Raw genomic sequence first — 19,311 nt, forward strand, 5'->3', positions numbered from 1 at the left:
CGACCGGAGGAGGCAGCCGTGCACCGGAACCGCGTGGCCGTGGAACCGGCGTCCGCACCTCCGTCCCCACCCGTCGCCCCGCCCGCCCAGGAGTTGGGCGCCTGGCGGGACTTCGGCGCCCGGCTGCGCCACTGGCGGCGCCGGGCCGGCCTCACCCAGGCCCAACTCGGCGCCGGAATCGGCTACGACCACACCGCGGTGAGCAAGATCGAGCACGGCGCCCGCCGGGTCACCCCTCGGATCGCTGACAGGATCGACGAACTCCTCGGCGCGGGCGGTGAGTTGCGGGCCGCCTGCCAGCGGGCCGAGACCGCCGAACTGCCCTCCCTGGCGCCCCTCGCGCCCGCCCTGCTGCGGCCCCCGCTGCCCACCGCGGCCGCGAACGGGCCCGGCGGCCCGGCCCGCTGGAGCGCCCCCGCCCAGCCGCCGCCCCGGCTGCCCGACTACGGCCTGCTCTGCCCGCTGCACGGCGCCGACGGCTGCGACGTCCCCGACCCGGTCGAACTCGCCGCGCTGCACGCCGAGTTCTGCGCCGCGAACCCGGCCGGCGCGCCACCCCTGGACGCCGCCACCGCACACGCCCTCACCGGGCTGCTCGCCGCCCACCTGCGCTCCGGCGAGGCCGGCGGCCTGCCCGGCCTGGCCGCCGCCGTCGAACGCACCTTGCAGGCCGTGCTCGCCCGGCTCGCCGCCGCCCCCGCCGCGCAGCGCCGCCCGCTCGCCCGACTGGCCGCCGAGCACGCGCACGCCGCGGGCGCGCTGCGGATGCAGGACGGCCGCAACGCCACCGCGATGGCCTGCTTCGACCGCGCGCTCGCCTGGGCGGAGCTCGCCGGGGACCAGGCCACCCAGGTCGCCGCGCTGAGCGACATGAGCACCCTCGCCCGGATGGACGGTGACCCGGCCGCCGCCCTCGGCTACGCCCGGGAGACCGGCCGCGCCGCCCCCGGCCGGCACTGGGCCGGCGCGATGGGCCAGATCGGCCAGGCCCGTGCGCACGCCCTCACCGGCGACGTCCGGGCCACCATTCGCCACCTCGGCCGCGCCCGGCTGCACCTGGACCACATCGGCGCCCGGGACGAGGACGACGCGCCCTGGCTCTCCATCGCCTCGATGCGGCTGCGGGTGGAGTCCGGCGCGGCCGCCGCGCTGCGCGACCTCGCCGCGGTCGTCGGCGACCCCCGGCTGGCCCGCCGGGCGCTGACCGCGGCCGAGACCGCGCTCGGCCTGCTCGGCCCGGCCCAGCTCCCCTCCAGCCGTCTCCTCTTCACCGTCCGGGTGGCGGACTGCCACGCCTGCGCGCACGACCCGCAGACGGCCGTCCAACTGCTCGGGCCCGCCCTGGAGACCGCCCCGGCGGCGGCCCTGCCGGCCCTGGTCGGGTACGAGCTGCGCGGCCTGCGCGACCGCCTCGCGGCGTACCGGCCGGAGGCGGCGTGGCGGCTGGCGGAGCTGGCGGGGTCCTGACGGGCGGCGCCACCCGCACGGCCCGCGCCCTCGCGCCCGGCTCGCGCTTGCCCGGTGCCACCCGCGCCGCCCTCGCCGGACCGGGGGCCGGATCCGGGTCCGGACCGCCCCCTGTGTCAGGGGGCGTGCGACCTCGCCCGGCGTGGGCTCGACCCCGCTGCGCTCCGGTTTCTCCAGCGCCTGCGAACAAACGCGCCCCTTTCGCGCCGGTCTGGTGTCAACTTCGTGCGCAGATCTTCCTCCGATCGGGTTATTTATGGCGTTAACACGTCGAATGACTGCCGTAGCTGACCTCTCCAGCTAGAGTCTCTGACGTTTCCAGTCATTAGTTCGCGAATAACCAAGGGGGCGCGTGCTGTCCGCCATTGCACGCCGGCTCGCTCATCCGCTTCTGCTCCTGGGGGTGCTGTGCACGGCCGTCGCCACACTGCACTTCCACTGGGAGCCCGACCGGGTCTCCCCCCTCGTGCTGGTCGGCGTCCTCGGGTACCTGGCCGTACTGGAGCGAGTGATCCCGTACCGGACCGACTGGCATCCGAGTGGGCGTGAACTGCGCTGGTACACCGTGTACTTCGTGCTGAGTATGGCCGGTGGTGCGCTCGCCCAGGGGCTGGTGACGGCGCTGGTGCAGGTGCTCGGGGCGGCCCATCCGGTGCTCCCGTTCGCCCTGGAGATCCCGCTCGCGCTGCTGATCGGATCGCTCGGCGACTACCTCGTCCACCGCTGGTCCCACCACAACCGGTGGCTCTGGCGCCTGCACGGCGTCCACCATGTGCCGGACAAGGTGAATGTCGCGAACAACGGTGTGAACCATATTCTCGACGTGTTCGTCGCGCAGTCCGTGGTGCAACTCCTGCTGTCGCTGATCGGCTTCTCGGCGGAATCCGTGTTCGTGGTCGGAATATTCATTCTTGCGCAGGGGTATTTCGTTCACGCGAACATCGACGTCCGCCTCGGGTTCCTCGGCCACCTGCTGGCCGGTCCCGAGCTCCACCGACTGCACCACAGCACCGACCTCGCTGAGGCCGGGCACTACGCCTCCGACCTCTCGCTGTGGGACCACGTGTTCGGCAGCTTCACCTGGCGCCCCGGCCGGGTGCCCACCGCCGTCGGCCTCGCCGATCCGGCCGCCTTCCCGGCCACCGGCGAAGTGGGTGCCACCCTGCTGCACCCCTGGCGCCAGGTGAAGACCACCGAGCCGTCCGTCTGACCCTGCCCGCGAGGCCGCTCTTCCTCCGCCCGTGTCCGCGCCGCCACGCCATCACCCTCGGATTGGATCATGAACACCTCGCCCTTCGCCGTGCCCTGCGACCGGATCGCGATCACCGGCATCGGCTGCCGCCTGCCGGGACACGCCAACGACCACCGGACCTACTGGCGCAACCTCGTCGAGGGTCGGGACTGCCTCACCGCGACACCCGCCGACCGCTACGACACCGGCACGCTCGGCAGTCGGGACCGGTCCAAACCGGGCCGCCTGGTCGGCGGCCGGGGCGGCTACATCGACGGCTTCGACACCTTCGACCCGGACTTCTTCGGCATCAGCCCGCGCGAGGCCGAGCACATGGACCCGCAGCAGCGCAAGCTCCTGGAGGTCAGCTGGGAGGCCCTGGAGGACGGCGGCCTGCGCCCCGGCGAGCTGGCCGGCCGCGACGTCGGCGTCTACATGGGGGCCTTCACCCTCGACTACAAGATCCTCCAGTTCGCCGACCTCGACTTCCGCACGCTCGCCGCGCACACCGCCACCGGCACCATGATGACGATGGTGTCCAACCGGATCTCGCACTGCTTCGACTTCCGCGGCCCCAGCGTCTCGATCGACACCGCCTGCAGCTCCTCCCTGGTCGCGGTGCACCTCGCCTGCCAGAGCCTGCTCCGCGGCGAGACCGAACTCGCCCTGGCGGGCGGCGCGTTGCTGCACATGGCGCCGCAGTACACGATCGCCGAGACCAAGGGCGGCTTCCTGTCCGCCGACGGCCGCTCACGCGCCTTCGACGCCTCCGCCGACGGCTACGTCCGGGCCGAGGGGGTCGGCGTGGTCGTCCTCAAGCGGCTGTCGGACGCGCTGCGCGACGGCGACCCGGTGCACGCCGTCATCCTCGGCAGCGGCGTCAACCAGGACGGGCGCACCAACGGCATCACCGTCCCCAGCGCGGACGCCCAGGTCACCCTGATCGAACGGGTCTGCGCCGAGGCCGGGGTGCTGCCCGGCAGCCTCCAGTACGTCGAGGCGCACGGAACCTCCACCCCGGTCGGCGACCCGATCGAGGCGGCCGCGCTCGGCCGGGTGCTGGGCATCGGCCGCCGCCCGGGCGACCGCTGCTACGTCGGCTCGGTCAAGACCAACATCGGGCACACCGAGGCCGCCGCCGGCGTCGCCGGGCTGATCAAGACCGCCCTGGCCCTCAAGCACCGGCGGATCCCGCCGCACCTCAACCTGGAACGGCCCAACCCCGGCATCGACCTGGCCGCGCTGCCCTTCGACATCCCGACCGCCCCGATCGACTGGCCCGAGCACGACGGACCGGCCCGGGCCGGCGTCAACTCCTTCGGCTTCGGCGGCACCAACGCGCACGTCCTGCTGGAGGAGCCGCCGAGCACCGGGCCCGCCGCCCCGGCCCCGCAGCCGGCCTGCACCGTGCTGCCGCTGAGCGCCAAGGACGCCGCCGGGCTGCCCGAACTCGCCGCCGGAATCCGTCGGGAGCTCGCTGCCGGGGTGCCGCTCGACGACCTCGGCCACACCCTGGCGCACCGGCGCCAGCACCTGCCCGAGCGGCTCGCGGTGGCCTACTCCACTCGGGACGACCTGGACGAGGCGCTGGCCGCCCACGAGCGCGGCGAGGCTCACCCCCGGGTGCTCCAGGGCCGCGCCCGGGAGCGCCAACAGCGCCGTCTCGCCTGGGTGTTCACCGGCATGGGCCCGCAGTGGTGGGGCATGGGCCGGGGCCTGTACGAGAACGAACCGGTCTACCGGGCGGCCGTCCAGGCCTGCGACCGGGAGATCCGCGAGCAGGCCGGCTGGTCCCTGCTCGACGAACTGCACCGCGACGAGGCCGACTCCCGGATGGCCGAGACCTGGCTCGCCCAGCCCGCCAACTTCGCCGTCCAGCTGGGCCTGTCCGCGCTCTGGCGCAGCCACGGCCTGCGCCCCGACGCGGTGGTCGGGCACAGCACCGGCGAAGTCGCCGCGTTCTACGAGGCCGGAGTGTACGACCTGGCCGACGCCGTCCGGGTGGTGCTGGCCCGCAGCCGCCTCCAGCAGCGGCTGGCCGGCACCGGCACCATGCTCGCCGTCGGCCTCCCGGAGGCCGAGGCGGAGCGCCGGATCCGCCCGTACCGAGCCCGGGTCTCGCTGGCGGCCGTCAACAGCCCCTCCACCGTCACCCTGGCCGGCGACACCGACGCGCTGCGCGAACTCGCCGAGGAACTGCGCGGACAGGAGGTGTTCACCCGCTTCCTGGAGGTCGAAGTCCCCTACCACAGCGTGCGGATGGACCCGATCCGGGACGAGCTGACCGCAGCGCTCGCCGCGCTCAAGCCCAACGAGGCCCGGCTGCCGCTCTACCTCACCGCCCGCGAGGGCCTCGCCCGCGGCCCCGAACTCGACGCCGGGTACTGGTGGCACAACGTCCGCAACCCGGTGCGTTTCCGCGCCGCCGTCGAACGGATGGCCCAGGACGGGCACGGCCTGTTCCTGGAGATCGGCCCGCACCCGGTGCTCGGCCACGCGATCCGCGAGTGCGTCGACGGCGCGCACGCCCTGCCGTCCATCCGCCGGCACGCCGACGAGCCCGCCTGCTTCACCCGGTCGCTCGCCGAACTGCACACCCTGGGCGTCGAACCGGACTGGCGCGCACTGCACCCGGCCGGCCGCCCGGTGCCGCTGCCCGGCTACCCGTGGCGGCGCGACCGGTACTGGGTCGAGCCGAGCGCCGTCCGGCAGGTCCGGCTCGGCGAGGTCGACCACCCGTTGCTCGGCCGCCGCACCGCGAGTGCCCAACCCGCCTGGACCACCGCACTCGACCCCGAGCGGCTGCCCTACCTGGCCGACCACCGGATCGAGGGCCAGATGGTCTTCCCGGCGGCCGGGTACCTGGAGATGGCCGCCCAGGCCGTCCGCGCCCTCACCGGCGGCACCGAGGTGGTGCTCGCCGAGATCGAGCTGAACCGGGCCCTGTTCCTCTCCGACACCGAGCCCACCCCCGTCCAGCTCGGCTACGCCCCGGAGGACGCCCGCTTCACCATCGCCTCCACCCCGGTCGGCGGCGAACCGGTGGTGCACGCCGGCGGCCGGGTCCGCACCGGCCAGCGCCGCGCCCACGGGCCGGCGCTGGACGCCGAGGCGATCCGCTCCCGCGGACAGCGCTTCGACGGCCCCGACTGCTACCGGCTCCTGGCCGCCCGCGGCTACGACTACGGGCCCGCCTTCCAGGCCGTCCAGGAGGTGTGGACGAGCCCTGGCGAGGCACTGGCCCGGATCAGCCCGACCGACCGGCTCGGCCCCGAGGCGGCCGACCACCAGCTGCACCCGGTGCTGCTCGACGCCTGCTTCCAGACCCTGCTGGCCACCCGGCTGCTCACACCCGAGGACGGCGGCGTCCGGCTGCCGGTGTCCATCGAGGAGGTCCGGCTCGACCAGGCCGGCGACCGGCCGCTGTGGGCGCACGCCACCGTCACCCGCGAGGGCGGCGGCGAACTCGTCGGCGACCTCGCCCTGTACACCGAGGACGGCACCCCGGTCGGCCGGATCACCGGCTTCCGGGTCGCCGACGTCGCGCAGGCCCCCGCCTCGGTCGGCCTCGCCACCATCGACGGCTGGCTCACCGAACTCGCCTGGACGGACGCCCCGGCCGCGCCCGCCGACCAGGACCTCGGCGACCTGCTGCTGTTCGCCGACGCCGGCGGCCTCGCCGAACGCCTCGCCGCGCTGGCCGCCGAACGCGGCGCCCGCTGCCACCTGGTCCGGCCCGGCACCGACTACCGGCCCGGCGACGGGCGCTCGACCGTCCGCCCGGACTCCGCCGAGGACCTCACCCGGCTCCTCACCGACCTCGGCCCCGGCTACCGCACCGTCGTCCAGCTGTGGAACCTCGACCAGCCCGCCCTCGACACCACCACGGCCGACCGGCTCGACCAGCTCGCCACCCTCGGCGGCTACGCGCTGATCGCCCTCGCCCAGGCCCTGCCCGCCGCCCTCCCGGACGCCCGGCTGCACATCGTCACCCGGGGCACCCAGGCCGCCGCCCCCGACGACCGGGTCGAACCGCTCGGCGCACCCGCCTGGGGCATCGGACGGGTGCTCTGGCAGCAGGAACTCGTCGCCCAGCGCGGCACCCTGATCGACCTCGACCCCGCCGCCGAGCCGCTCGACCAGGCCGAGGCGCTGCTCGCCGAACTCACCTCCCGGGACGAGCAGGAGATCGCCCTGCGGGCCGGCCACCGCCGCACCAGCCGGCTCCGCCGGGCCGAGGGCCTCACCCGCCCGCTGCCGCCGGTCCTGCGCCCCGACGGCAGCTACCTGGTCACCGGCGCGTTCGGCGCGCTCGGCCGGCTGCTCTGCCGCACCCTGGTCCGGCGCGGCGCCCGGCGGCTGATCCTGGTCGGCCGTACCGTGCTGCCCGAGCGCGACCAGTGGTACCGGACCGACCCCGCCAGCCCGGCCGGGGAGCGGATCGCCTTCCTGCGCGAACTCCAGGCGCTCGGCGCCGAACCGCTGCTCGCCCCCGTCGACGTCACCGACGAGACCGCCCTCGCCGCCTGGCTCGCCGACTACCGGCAACGCCAACGCCCGCCCATCCGCGGGGTGTTCCACCTCGCCGGACAGGTCAAGGACGTGCTGGTGCCGCAGATGGACCGAGCCGCCTTCGACGCCGGATACGCCCCCAAGGTGGTCGGCGGCCACCTGCTGCACCGGCTGCTGCGCGACGAACCGCTCGACCACTTCGTGCTGTTCGCCTCCGTCGCCTCGCTGCTCACCACCGCCGGGCAGACCAACTACGCGGCCGGCAACGCCTTCCTGGACGCCCTCGCCCACCACCGCCGGGCCGCCGGCCTGCCCGCGCTCAGCCTCGACTGGGGCCCCTGGGCCACCGGCATGATCGAGGAACTGGGCCTGGTCGCCCACTACCGCGACGCCCGCGGCATGAGCTCGCTCCCGCCGGACGCCGGCACGGCCGTGCTGGAACGCGTCCTCGGCCAGGACCGCGCCCAGCTGCTGGTCGCCACCGTGGTCGACTGGCCGACCTTCCTTGCCTGGTACCCCGCGCCGCCGCCGCTGGTCGCCGACCTGGCCGCCGGCGCCGCCGAGCAGGCCCCGGCCGAGACCGGCGGCTTCCTGGACGCCTACCGCACGGCGGATCCGCCGACCCGGCACCGGCTGGTCACCGAGCGGTTCACCGCCGCCGCCGCGGCCGTGCTGCGGATCGGCGCCGAGCGGATCGCCCCGGACACCAGGCTCGGCGCGCACGGCCTGGACTCGCTGCTCGCGATGGAGCTGCGCGCCCGGGTGCACGGCGAACTGGGCGTCGCCCTGCCGGTGGTGGCGCTGCTCAGCAACGGCACCGTCGGCGACCTGGTCGACCTGCTCGTCGCCGGCCTGGCCGAGCGGCTCGACGCCGAGGGCGGCCCCGAGCAGGCCGAGGTCGAGCTGCACACCGACGAGGCCCGCTACCCGCTCACCCACAACCAGCAGGCGCTGTGGTTCCTGCGCCAGCTGCACCCGGACGGCTTCGCCTACAACATCGGCGGCGCGGTGGAGGTGCGCGCCGAGCTCGACCCCGAGCTGGTCTTCGCCGCCTTCCGCGCGCTGGTCGCCCGGCACCCCGGGCTGCGGGCCGCCTTCACCGCCGAGGAGGGCCGACCGGTCCAGCGGATCCGCCCGGAGGCGGTGGCCGACACCGGACTGTTCGACGTCGAGGGCCGCCCCTGGGAGGAGATCCACGCGCTGATCGTCGCCGAGTACCGGCGGCCGTACGACCTCGCGAACGACCCGCTGGTCAGGCTGCGACTGTTCCGGCGCGGACCGGACCGCTGGGTCCTGATGAAGGCCGTCCACCACATCGTCTCGGACGCGATCTCCACCTTCACCTTCATCGAGGAGCTGTTCGAGGTCTACGAGGCGCTGCGCCACGGCCGCACCCCCGAACTCCCCGCCGTGGCCGCCCGCTACCTCGACTTCCTCAACCACCAGAACCGCTTCCTGGCCGGCCCCGACGCCCGGCGGATGCTCGACTACTGGCGCGGCCACCTGCCGGCCGAGATGCCCGTCCTCGCCCTGCCCACCGACCGGCCCCGGCCGGCCGTGCAGACCCACAACGGCGCCTCGGCGTTCTTCCGGCTCGACGCCGACCTGACCGCCCGCGTCCACGAGCTGGCCCGCGCGCACCACGCCACCCCGTTCATGGTGCTGCTCAGCGCCTACTACCTGCTGCTGCACCGCTGGTCGGGCCAGCAGGACATCGTGGTCGGCAGCCCCGTCACCGGCCGCACCCAGGAGGAGTTCGCCTCCGTCTACGGCTACTTCGTCAACCCGCTGCCGCTGCACGTCAGCCTGGCCGGGGAGCCGACCGTGTCCGAGCTGCTGGCCCGGGTGCGGGAGAGCGTGCTCGGCGGCCTGGACAACCAGGAGTACCCGTTCCCGCTGCTGGTCGAGCAGTTGGGGCTCCAGCACGACCCCAGCCGCTCGGCGGTGTTCCAGGCGATGTTCATCCTGCTCACCCACAAGGTCGCCGTGGAACGCTTCGGCTACCGCCTGGAGTACATCGAACTCCCCGAGGAGGAAGGGCAGTTCGACCTGACGCTGTCCGCCTACGAGGACCGCGCGGACGGCTGCTTCCACTGCGTGTTCAAGTACAACTCCGACCTCTTCGACGCCGCCACCGTCGAGCGGCTGGCCGCGCACTACCGCAACCTGCTGGACGCCATGACCAGCGCCGGCGCCGACCGCCCGGTCGGCCGGCTGCGGATGCTCGACGAGGCCGAACGCCGCCGCATCCTCACCGGCTTCAGCGGCGCCGACCGGCGGGCGGACCACGACACCCCGGTGCCCGAACTCGTCGCCAAGGCCGCCGCCGAACACCCCGAGGCCGTCGCCGTCACGGCCCCCCGCCCGGACGGCGCCCGCCGCCTCACCTACGGCGAACTCGACCGGCGGGCCCAGCGGACGGCCCTGCGGCTGCGCGAACTGGGTGTCGGCGAAGGCTCGGTGGTCGCGGTCTGCCTGGACAAGTCACCCGAGCTGATCGTCGTCCTGCTGGCGATCTGGCGGGCCGGCGCCGCCTACCTGCCGCTCGACCCCGGACACCCGGCCGACCGGCTCGCCTACCAGGTGACCGACGCCGGAGCGGCCCTCGTCGTGGTCGCGGAGCGGAACCCGTTCGGCACCGAACCGCCCGTCCGCCCCGTCACCCTGGACGAGCTCGACCGGCCCGCCGCCGAGAGCGGCCCGCTGCCCGCCGCCGACCCGGACCGCCCCGCCTACGTCATCCACACCTCCGGCTCCACCGGCCGCCCGAAGGCCGTGCGGGTCGACCACCGCAACCTCGCCGCCGTCACCGCGGGCTGGCGCGCCGAGTACCGCCTCGACACCGAGGCCCGGGTGCACCTCCAGATGGCCGGGACCGCCTTCGACGTGTTCTCCGGCGACCTCGCCCGGGCGCTGAGCACCGGCGGCACCCTCGTCCTGGTCGACCGCGACCTGCTGTTCGACACCGCCCGGCTGTACCGCACCATGCGCGAGGAAGCCGTCGACTGCGGCGAGTTCGTGCCCGCCGTCGCCCGCGGCCTGCTGGCCCACTGCGAACGCGAGGGCCTGCGGCTGGACTTCCTGCGGCTGCTGGTCGTCGGCTCCGACTCCTGGAAGGCCGCCGAGCACCGGCGGCTGCGCGCCCTGTGCGGGCCGGACACCCGGCTGGTCAACTCCTACGGCCTGACCGAGGCCACCATCGACACCAGCTACTACGAGGGCGGCGCGGACGCCCTGGAGCCCGGCCGGATGGTGCCGATCGGCCGACCCTTCCCCAACAGCGCGCTGTACATCCTCGACCACTACGGCGAGCCGGTACCGCCCGGCGTGCCCGGCGAGCTGTGGATCGGCGGCGCCGGTGTCGCCGCCGGCTACCCGAACGACCCGGAGCAGACCACCCGGCGCTTCACCACCCTGGAGCTCGACGGCCCGCCCGTCCGGCTCTACCGCACCGGCGACCTCGGCCACTGGGACGCCCACGGCACCGCCCACCTGCTCGGGCGGATCGACAACCAGGTCAAGGTGCGCGGCCACCGGATCGAGATCGGCGAGATCGAGGCCCACCTCACCGCCCGCCCCGAACTCGCCCAGGCCTGTGTGACGGTCCGTGAGGATTCCACCGGCGAAGCCGTGCTGGCCGCCTACCTGGTCCCCGCCGAGGGGACCACCCTGGACCGCCGGGAACTGCGCCGCCACCTGGCCGAGCACCTGCCCACCGTGATGATCCCCTCCCACCTCACCGAACTGCCCGCCCTGCCGCTCACCCCCAACGGCAAGGTCGACCTGGCAGCCCTGCCCGAGCCCCGGATCGACACCGGCGGCGCGCAGCACGAACCGCCCGTCACCCTCTACGAGATCCGCACCGCCGAGCACTGGAGCAACCTGCTCGGCGTGGCGGAGGTCGGCCTCCAGCACGACTTCTTCGAGCTCGGCGGCAGCTCCATCCGGCTGATCGAGCTGATCCACCACCTGCAGACCGAGTTCAACATCAGCATCCCGGTCGGCCTGCTGTTCAAGGTGACCACCCTGCACGGGATGGCCCGCACGCTGGAGCAGATCATCACCGGCGAGGTCGCCGGCGGCCAGCCGTACCTCTGGTTCAACCCCGGGGCGCCCGAGGGGCGGACGGTGTTCTGCTTCCCGCCGGCCGGCGGCCACGGCCTGGTCTACCGCCAGCTCGCCGCCCACCTGCCCGACCACCGGCTCGCCGCCTTCAACTACCTCACCGGCGACGACAAGACCGCCCGCTACGCCGACCTGGTCGAGGACCTGGAGGAGGCGGGGCCGTACGTCCTGCTCGGCTACTCGCTCGGCGGCAACCTCGCCTTCGAGGTGGCCCGGGAGCTCGAACGCCGAGGCCGTACGGTCAGTTCCGTCCTGGTGGTGGACTCCTACCGGATCCCCGAGCCCTTCGAGCTCGGCGAGGAGCACCTGGCCGTCTTCGAACGCGAACTCCACGAGCACCTGCACCGGCACACCGGCTCCCGGATCGTCGCCCAGGAGACCCTCGAACAGGCCCGGGACTACCTGGCGTTCTGCAGCAGGACCCCCAACCTGGGAGTCCTGAAGGCCCCGCTCAACGTGGTGTGCGAACGGGACCGGCTGGCGCTGCACGCGGGCGGCGAGCACGGCTCCTGGCACGGCGCCTCCAGCGCCGGAACGGCCGTCCACGCCGGGCACGGCAGCCACGCCGAGATGCTGGACGCCGAGTTCGCCGCCCGCAACGCCGAACTGGCGGGCGCCATCCTGGCCGGAGGCACCGCCGATGGCCGGGTCTGAGCGCGGGCCGGACTGGTCGAGCCGGGAGCGGGCCCCCGGCGGCCCGCCCCGGGTCATCGTGATCGGCGCGGGCATCGGCGGGCTCTCCACCGGCTGCTACGCGCAGATGAGCGGGCTGGAGACCCGGATCTTCGAGAAGCACGTGCTGCCGGGCGGCTGCTGCACCGCGTGGTCCCGGCACGGCTACCTGTTCGACTACTGCATCGACTGGCTGATCGGCACCGCCGAGGGCACCGGGGCGAACCAGGTGTGGCGCGAACTCGGCGCCCTCGACGGCAAGTCGATCACCCGCTTCGACGTCTTCAACCGCGTCGTCGACGAACACGGCCGCGCCGTCACCTTCTACGGGGACCCGGACCGGCTGGAACAGCACCTGCTGGCCACCGCCCCCGGCGACGCCAAGCCGATCCGCGCCTTCTGCCGGGACCTGCGCCGCTTCGCCGCCATCGACCTGCCCTGGGACCTCACCCCGCCGCCGCTGCGCGGCCCGGCCGAGCGGCTGCGCACCCTGCGCACCGTGCTGCCCGCGTTCCGGCTCTTCTGGCGGACCGCGACGACCCCGATGAGCGGCTTCGCCGAGCGCTTCCAGGACCCTCTGCTGCGGCGGGCGCTGCCCAACATGTTCCTCCAGGAGCCGGCCGGCTTCCCGCTGCTGCCGTACCTGTACACCCTGGCCGCCGCGCACAACGGCAACACTGGCTTCCCGCAGGGCGGTTCGCTCGGGCTGGCCCGGTCGGTGGAGGAGCGCTACACCTCGCTCGGCGGGGTGGTCGGCTACCGCTGCCGGGTGGAGCGGATCCTGGTCGAGGGGGACCGCGCCGTTGGCGTCCAACTCCGGGACGGCTCCCGGCACTTCGCCGACCACGTGGTGGCCGCCTGCGACGGGCCGACGGTGCTCGACCGGCTGCTCGAAGGCCGCTGGTCCAGCCCCGCCACCGACCGGCTGTACGGCGAGCTGCTGGACAAGCCCGGCAACCTGTACCCGGCCGTGGTCTCGGCCTTCGTCGGCGTGGACGGCCCGCTGCCCGAGGGCGAACCGCACAGCACCACCTACCTGCTGTCGCCCGAGCAGGGCGCCCGGCTGCCCGGCTCGCTCCAGCACAGCCTGGTCGTCCAACTGCGCTCGGACTACGCGGAGGGCTTCGCGCCGCCCGGCAAGTCGGTGCTGCACTGCACCTACTTCAGCGACTACCGCTCCTGGAAGGACCTGCGGGTCCGCGACCGCCGCGCCTACCGGGCGCGCAAGCAGGAAGTCGCCGCGTTCGTCCGGGAGTTCCTGGAGCGGACGTACCCGGGGCTCGGCCGCCGGATCGAAGTCGTGGACGTCGCCTCCCCGGTGACCACCGAGCGGTTCACCGGCAACACCTACGGCAGCATCCTCGCCTGGCAGGCCTTCTCCGAGGCCGAGGACGCCGCCAACCGGCTGGTCAACCGGGACCGGATGCGGCTGCCCGGTCTGCGCGGCTTCTCGATGGCCGGGCAGTGGGCCGGCCTCGGCGGTCTGATCCGCGCCGCCACCAGCGGCCGGTACGCCGCGCAGTACCTCTGCCGGGAGCTCGGCCGGCCGTTCCGGGCCTGGCCCAGTGACAACCAGGAACCTTGGCATGCGGGCAAGTTGGGCAAACTGCCGCAACTCGACCGGGCCACCGTGGGAGTGCCGGAATGACCGGAATGAGTACCAGCAGGCAGACCATGGTGATCGTCGGGGGCGGGCTGGGCGGCCTGTCGACCGGCTGCTACGCACAGATGAACGGCTACCGCACCACCGTCCTGGAGATGCACGAACTCCCCGGCGGCTGCTGCACGGCCTGGGACCGCGGCGAGTTCACCTTCGACTGCTGCGTGAGCTGGCTGCTCGGCAGCGGCCCCGGCAACGAGATGCACCAGATCTGGCTCGAACTCGGCGCGTTGCAGGGCAAGGTGATGCGCAACTTCGACGTCTTCAACGTGGTGCGCACCCGGGACGGGCGCGCCGTCTACTTCTACTCCGACCCCGACCGCCTGGAAGCGCACCTGCTCGACCTCGCCCCGGAGGACGCCCGGCGGATCCGGCAGTTCTGCGAGGGGCTGCGCAAGTTCCGCCGCGCCCTGGTCCGTTACCCCTTCCTCAAGCCGGTCGGACTGATGGGCCGGGCCGAGCGCTGGCGGATGCTCGCCTCGTTCCTGCCGTACTTCAACGTCATCCGGCGCTCGATCACGGTGCTGATGAGCGACTACTCGGCGCGCTTCCGGAGCCCGCTGCTGCGCGAGGCGTTCAACTTCGTGCTCTACGAGAAGCACCCCAACTTCCCGGTGCTGCCCACCTACTTCCAACTCGCCTCGCACGCCGGGCAGTCGGCCGGGGTGCCGGAGGGCGGTTCGCTCGGGCTGGCCCGCTCGATCGAGCAGCGCTACCGGCGGCTCGGCGGCGAGATCAGCTACAACACCAAGGTGGCCGAGATCCTGGTCGAGCAGGACCGGGCCGTCGGGGTGCGGCTGAGCGACGGCCGGGAGATCCGGGCGGACATCGTGGTCGCCGCCTGCGACGGACGCACCACCATGCTGGACCTGCTCAAGGGCCGCTACCTGAACGACACCTACCGCCGGCTGTACACCCGGACCATCACCGAGCCCGGCATGGTCTTCCCCGGCTACCTCACCGTCTTCCTCGGCCTGCGCCGCCCCTTCCCGGCCGGGGACCCGTGCACCACCTACCTGCTGGAGGACGAGGTCGCCGACCGGCTCACCGGCATCCGCCACCCCAGCATCAACGTCCAGTTCCGCAGCCGCCACTACCCCGAGCTGTCGCCCGCCGCGACGACCGTCGTCTACGCCAGCTACTTCTGCGACATCGCCCCCTGGCGGGAGTTGAGCACCGGCCCGGAGCAGGCGCCACGGTTGCGGCGGGGCGAGGAACTGCACACCCTGCCGGTGGGGCGCGGGCGCGAGTACCAGCGCGAGAAGCGCCGGGTGCGGGACGCCATCGTGGAGTTCCTGGACGGGCACCACCCCGGTCTGAGGGACGCCGTCGCCGTCAAGGACGTGTCCACCCCGCTCACCCAGGTCCGCTACACCGGCAACTACGACGGCACGGTGCTCGGCTGGCAGCCGTTCGTGGAGAGCGGCGAGACCCTGGAGGACGAGATCAAGCGCAACGGGCCCGGGCTGCCCGGCCTGGCGAACTTCTACCTCTCCGGCGTGTGGGCGACCACGGGGGGACTGATCCGGGCGGCCGCCGCCGGCCGGCACGTCGTCCAGTTCATCTGCCGCGACGACGGCCGGCCGTTCACCGCCGCCGTGGACGACAGCGCGCCGCCGCCCACCCTGGTCATCGAACCGGTCGGGCCCGCCGACCGGCGGTTTGGAGTCACCTCATGAGGGTCGAGAAGTGGGTCGTCCGCGAGCACGTGGACGGCGTGCCGGACGTCGAACGGATGTACCGGAAGGTGGTCGAGGAGGTGGACGTCCGCCTCGCCGCGGACGAGATGCTGCTGCGGACCAGGTACGTCTCGGTCGACCCGTACCTCCAGGGGATCGCCCTGGACACCCCGATCGGCGACCACATGGGCGCGGACTCCATCATGGAGGTGGTGGAGGCCGGGCCGGACGCCGCCTTCGCCGTCGGCGACCTCGTGCAGGGCTTCGGCGGCTGGCGCACCCACGTGATCAGCAACGGCGCCCCGGCGTTCTGGCAGACCGGCACCTTCCCGATGGTCTTCCCCGCCTACCGGCGGCTGGACCGGAGCGACTACGACGACGCCCTGCCGATCTCCACCGCCCTCGGTGTCCTCGGCGGCCCGGGGATGACCGCCTGGGGCACGGTCGAGAAGTTCCTGGAGGTCCGGCCGGGGGACACCGTGCTGGTCAGCGGGGCGTCCGGGGCGGTCGGTTCGGTGGTCGGACAGCTGGCCCGGCACCGGGGGGCCCGGGTCATCGGCACCACGGCCACCCCGGCCAAGGCCGCCCGGCTGCGTGAGCTGGGCTTCGACGCGGTCCTGCTCTACCGCGACGGCGACGACCCCGAGCGGCTGCGGGAGGAACTCGCCAAGCTCGCCCCGGCCGGCATCGACCGCTACTTCGACAGCCTCGGCGGGGCGCTCACCGACGCGGTCTTCTCCCTGCTCGCCGTGGACAGCCGGGTCGCGGTCTGCTGGCAGTGGGGCAGCCAGGTCGGCGGCGACTGGACGGGCCCGCGGCTGCTGCCGATGATCATGTTCCCGCGCACCACCATCCGCGGCATCTTCTCGCTGGAGTGGTTCACCGAGGAGAACTGGTCGGCGCTGCGGCAGGAGCTGGGCGCCCTCGTCCGCAGCGGGGACCTGGGCTACCAGCAGACCGTCCACCGGGGCTTCGACAACATCCCGGCCGCCTACCGCAGCCTGTACGTGGACCGCTCCGCGAGCCGGGGCAAGGTGCTCGTCGAACTCTGAGCCGGGCGGTCGGCGGGGCCCGGCCGGGGCGGGCGGTTCGTGTGCCCGCCCCGGCGGCGCGCAGGTCAGTTCAGGGTGAACCAGGTGGAGCGGGACTTCTTCCACTCCGGCTGGGCGAGGTCCTTGGCAGCGGTGCCGTCGCCGTACAGGTCGGCGGAGCCGTCGTCGGTGATCAGCTGGGCCCGGGCGCCGGGGGCGTCCAGGTTCGGTACGTCCGGGACGGCCTCCCAGGCGCCGGCGTCGCTGGTCGGCAGGTCGACCAGCTTGACCGGCTGTGAGCCCGACTGCCCGTTCCAGCGGTAGAGGGCGTACGGGGCGGAGTTGTCCTCGGCGGACCAGGAGCCGGCCACGATCAGGTACTGGCCGAGGTCGTTGCGGCGCAGGTCGCGGATGGAGAGACCGCCGAGGTCCAGCTCGACCGGCTCGCCGAAGGTCGCGTGCGAGGCCGAACCGGACAGCAGCGACGGGAGGTTGGTGACCGGGACGAGCAGCGCGCGGCCGCCGGTGACCGCCGGGGTCAGCGGCGCGCGGAAGCCGATGTACGCGGTGGTGGTGCTGCCCGGGGCGAACTCCAGCCCCTCGACGTTGAATCCGTCGATCTGCTTGGGCGCCTGCCCGTCCGCCGCGCCCGCCGCGAAGCCGTAGCGGTCGCCGTGGGCGCCGTCCCAGGCGATCAGGTCGTCGCGCAGGCCGTGGTACGAACCGGCCAGCGAGAGCTGGGTGTCGGCGCCCGAGCCGGTGACCTTCGTGGTGAACACGGTGTGCCGGTCCGGCTTGACCTTGCCGTCCTTGTTGTTGCCGAGCGAGCCCGTCCAGTAGATCGTGTCGCCGACCCGGGCCGCGGCCTCGATGTCGATCTCCTTGGAGACGCCGAGCGCGGAGCTGAAGTCCCAGGTGCGGACCGGCGCGCCGGAGGCGTTGCGGTCGTACAGCCGCAGCACGTTGGACTCGTCGTCGCCGACCAGGATGTAGCCGCCGCCCGCGTCCACCGCGGCGGAGGCGTCGCTGGAACCGGTCAGGTAGCGGCTGGCGGCCGGGAACCGGACGGCGGGGGAGGCCGCGTAGTGCAGGGTGCGGGTCGCGGTCTTGCCGCCCAGGCCGGTCACCTTGATGGTGAGGTCGGTGTAGCCGACGCCCTGCGCGGCGACCGCCAGGGTGCGGGTGCCGCCGGTGCCCGTCACCGCCACGTCGCCGGTCCGCGCGACGGCACTGCGGGTGCTCGCCGAGGCGGCGACGGTCAGCGCCGAGGCCGCGGCCCCGCTCTGCGCCACCGCAACGGACACCGTCGGATCGCCGGTGGCGCCGACCGCGCCGGACAGGTAGCCGGCCGAGAAGGTGATCGTCGGAGTGCCGTACGAGGCCGCGGTGGCCGGGACCACCGGCAGGGCGAGTACGGGCACCGCCGCGACGGCGACGGCCAGCGGGAGCAGACGGCGGGGGGAACGGGACACGGTGACAGCCCTTCGACGCACGGAGAGGAGCGGGGGCGGTGCGGATCCGGACCAGCCTGGGCGGCCGCGGCGAACGCCAACCCTACGCCGGAGAACCGGACGGCGAACAGCAGGCCTCCAACGCCGGGCGTGAGTCGGGGGGAGTCCCGCTAGCCGCGGATTCCGGCCGCGTGCAGCCGGCGGCGGACCTCCTCCCACTCCGGGGTGACCGGCGCGGTCGACCGCGCGCCGACGCCCCGGTCCTTGAAACCGCTGGACGTCGACACGCACACCACCGGCCCCTCGGCCTCCCCGAGGCCCTCGACGCCGCCGAGGCTGCGCAGCCCGGCGAGCCCGGCCGCCGCGGACAGCTCCGTCCAGAGCCCGGAGCGGGCCAGTTCGGCCTGGGCGGCCGCGAGTTGGCCGTCGTCCAGGGCCAGCACCCGGCCGCCGCTCTCGCGGACCGCGACCACGCCCCGGTAACCGCCGACCGGGGAGGCGATCGAGTACGCCTCGCTCGGCCCCACCGTCACCCGGGCCGCCGGCAGGCCCTGGCGGACGGCCAGGGCGAGCGGCGCACCGGACGCGGACTCGCAGGCGACGATGCGCGGCACCCGGTCGGCCAGCCCGAGCCGGTGCAGTTCGCTGAAGCCCTTCCAGACGCCGAAGAGCAGCTCCCCGTAGCCGGTGGGCACGAACACCGCGGCGGGCACGCCGATGTCCCGGAAGATCTCGTACGCGACGGTCTTGTAGCCCTCGGGGCCGTACGCGTGGCCGGTGTGGGTGGTGGTGAGGTTGCTGACCGGGTGCAGGCCCAGCCGGTCCACGACCTGCCGCAGCAGTGGCCAGCGGGCCTCCCACGGCACCGGCAGCACGACGGCGCCGTAGGCGTTGAGGAACGCGTCGACGGCCGGCGGCAGGTCGGGCCCGGTGAACACCACGCAGCGCAGCCCGGCACGGGCGGCGTAGGCGGCGGCGGACGCGCCGTGGTTGCCGGAGGAGGCCACCGCGATCCCGGGCGCGCCGACGCCCACGGCGGCGCTGGTGGTGCAGCGGTTCAGCCGGTCCTTGTGGCTCCAGGTCGGGTTGCGGGCCTCGTCCTTGACGTACACCCCGGGCTCGAGCTCGACCAGCGGCGTGCCGCCCTCGCCCAGGCCCGGCGCGAGCAGCGGCGGCAGCAGCGGGGCCCACCGCTCCAGCCCGCCGCGCGGCGCCCCGGCGTCCGCGCCCGGGGCGAACAGGGCGGCCGCGTCGGCCTCGCGGTAGGCGTAGTCGACCTCGACGGGGTAGGAGACGTCCTCGGTGCCGGTGCGGGGACAGCCCGCGGTGAGCGGGGGCCACAACGGGTAGTCGAGGGTGGGGTCGCCGAGGGAGCGCTGGCCGGTTGCGAGGGAGCCGTCTGTCGCCATGTCAGGAGCCTAACCGGGCCTGCGCCGCCCGGTCCGGCGGATTCCGGGGCCCGTGGCTGGGGCTGCCGCGCCCC

General features: G+C 74.1%; 8 protein-coding genes. 6 read left to right on the top strand and 2 right to left on the bottom strand.

The window, feature by feature from the left end:
* Window positions 1–18 precede the first annotated feature (18 nt).
* The 6 genes from ACIP37_RS05415 to ACIP37_RS05440 all read left to right on the top strand — a co-directional run bounded on the left by ACIP37_RS05415 (window position 19) and on the right by ACIP37_RS05440 (window position 16,398).
* Window positions 19–1,467 (top strand): helix-turn-helix domain-containing protein, encoded by a 1,449-nt coding sequence (locus ACIP37_RS05415; protein WP_400803088.1) that lies wholly within the window; start codon window positions 19–21, stop codon window positions 1,465–1,467.
* Window positions 1,468–1,819: 352 nt separating this feature from the next.
* On the top strand, window positions 1,820–2,677 hold the full coding sequence (locus ACIP37_RS05420; RefSeq protein WP_400803085.1) for a sterol desaturase family protein: 858 nt from the start codon (window positions 1,820–1,822) through the stop codon (window positions 2,675–2,677).
* 69 nt (window positions 2,678–2,746) lie between these two features.
* A complete protein-coding gene (locus ACIP37_RS05425; protein WP_400803082.1) occupies window positions 2,747–11,989 on the top strand; it encodes an amino acid adenylation domain-containing protein in 9,243 nt (3,080 codons plus the stop codon).
* Window positions 11,976–13,655 (top strand): NAD(P)/FAD-dependent oxidoreductase, encoded by a 1,680-nt coding sequence (locus ACIP37_RS05430; protein ID WP_363581834.1) that lies wholly within the window; start codon window positions 11,976–11,978, stop codon window positions 13,653–13,655. Before ACIP37_RS05425 ends, ACIP37_RS05430 begins: the two co-directional genes overlap by 14 nt.
* Before the next feature lie 5 nt (window positions 13,656–13,660).
* Window positions 13,661–15,346, top strand: coding sequence for a phytoene desaturase family protein (locus ACIP37_RS05435; RefSeq protein ID WP_400328666.1), 1,686 nt, complete (start codon window positions 13,661–13,663; stop codon window positions 15,344–15,346).
* Window positions 15,343–16,398, top strand: coding sequence for an NADP-dependent oxidoreductase (locus ACIP37_RS05440; RefSeq protein ID WP_363628389.1), 1,056 nt, complete (start codon window positions 15,343–15,345; stop codon window positions 16,396–16,398). Before ACIP37_RS05435 ends, ACIP37_RS05440 begins: the two co-directional genes overlap by 4 nt.
* A 65-nt stretch (window positions 16,399–16,463) precedes the next feature.
* Here ACIP37_RS05440 and ACIP37_RS05445 read toward each other — a convergent pair whose 3' ends face one another.
* Together ACIP37_RS05445 and ACIP37_RS05450 are read right to left on the bottom strand one after the other, a co-directional pair.
* A complete protein-coding gene (locus tag ACIP37_RS05445; protein WP_400803078.1) occupies window positions 16,464–17,849 on the bottom strand; it encodes a hypothetical protein in 1,386 nt (461 codons plus the stop codon).
* Between the two features lie 149 nt (window positions 17,850–17,998).
* Window positions 17,999–19,237, bottom strand: a complete 1,239-nt coding sequence (locus tag ACIP37_RS05450; protein ID WP_400803076.1) for a pyridoxal-phosphate dependent enzyme — start codon at window positions 19,235–19,237, stop codon at window positions 17,999–18,001.
* Window positions 19,238–19,311: the final 74 nt, after the last annotated feature.

Origin of the sequence: Kitasatospora sp. NPDC088861 (genome assembly GCF_044750105.1) — a bacterium.
Classification (GTDB): Bacteria; Actinomycetota; Actinomycetes; order Streptomycetales; family Streptomycetaceae; genus Kitasatospora.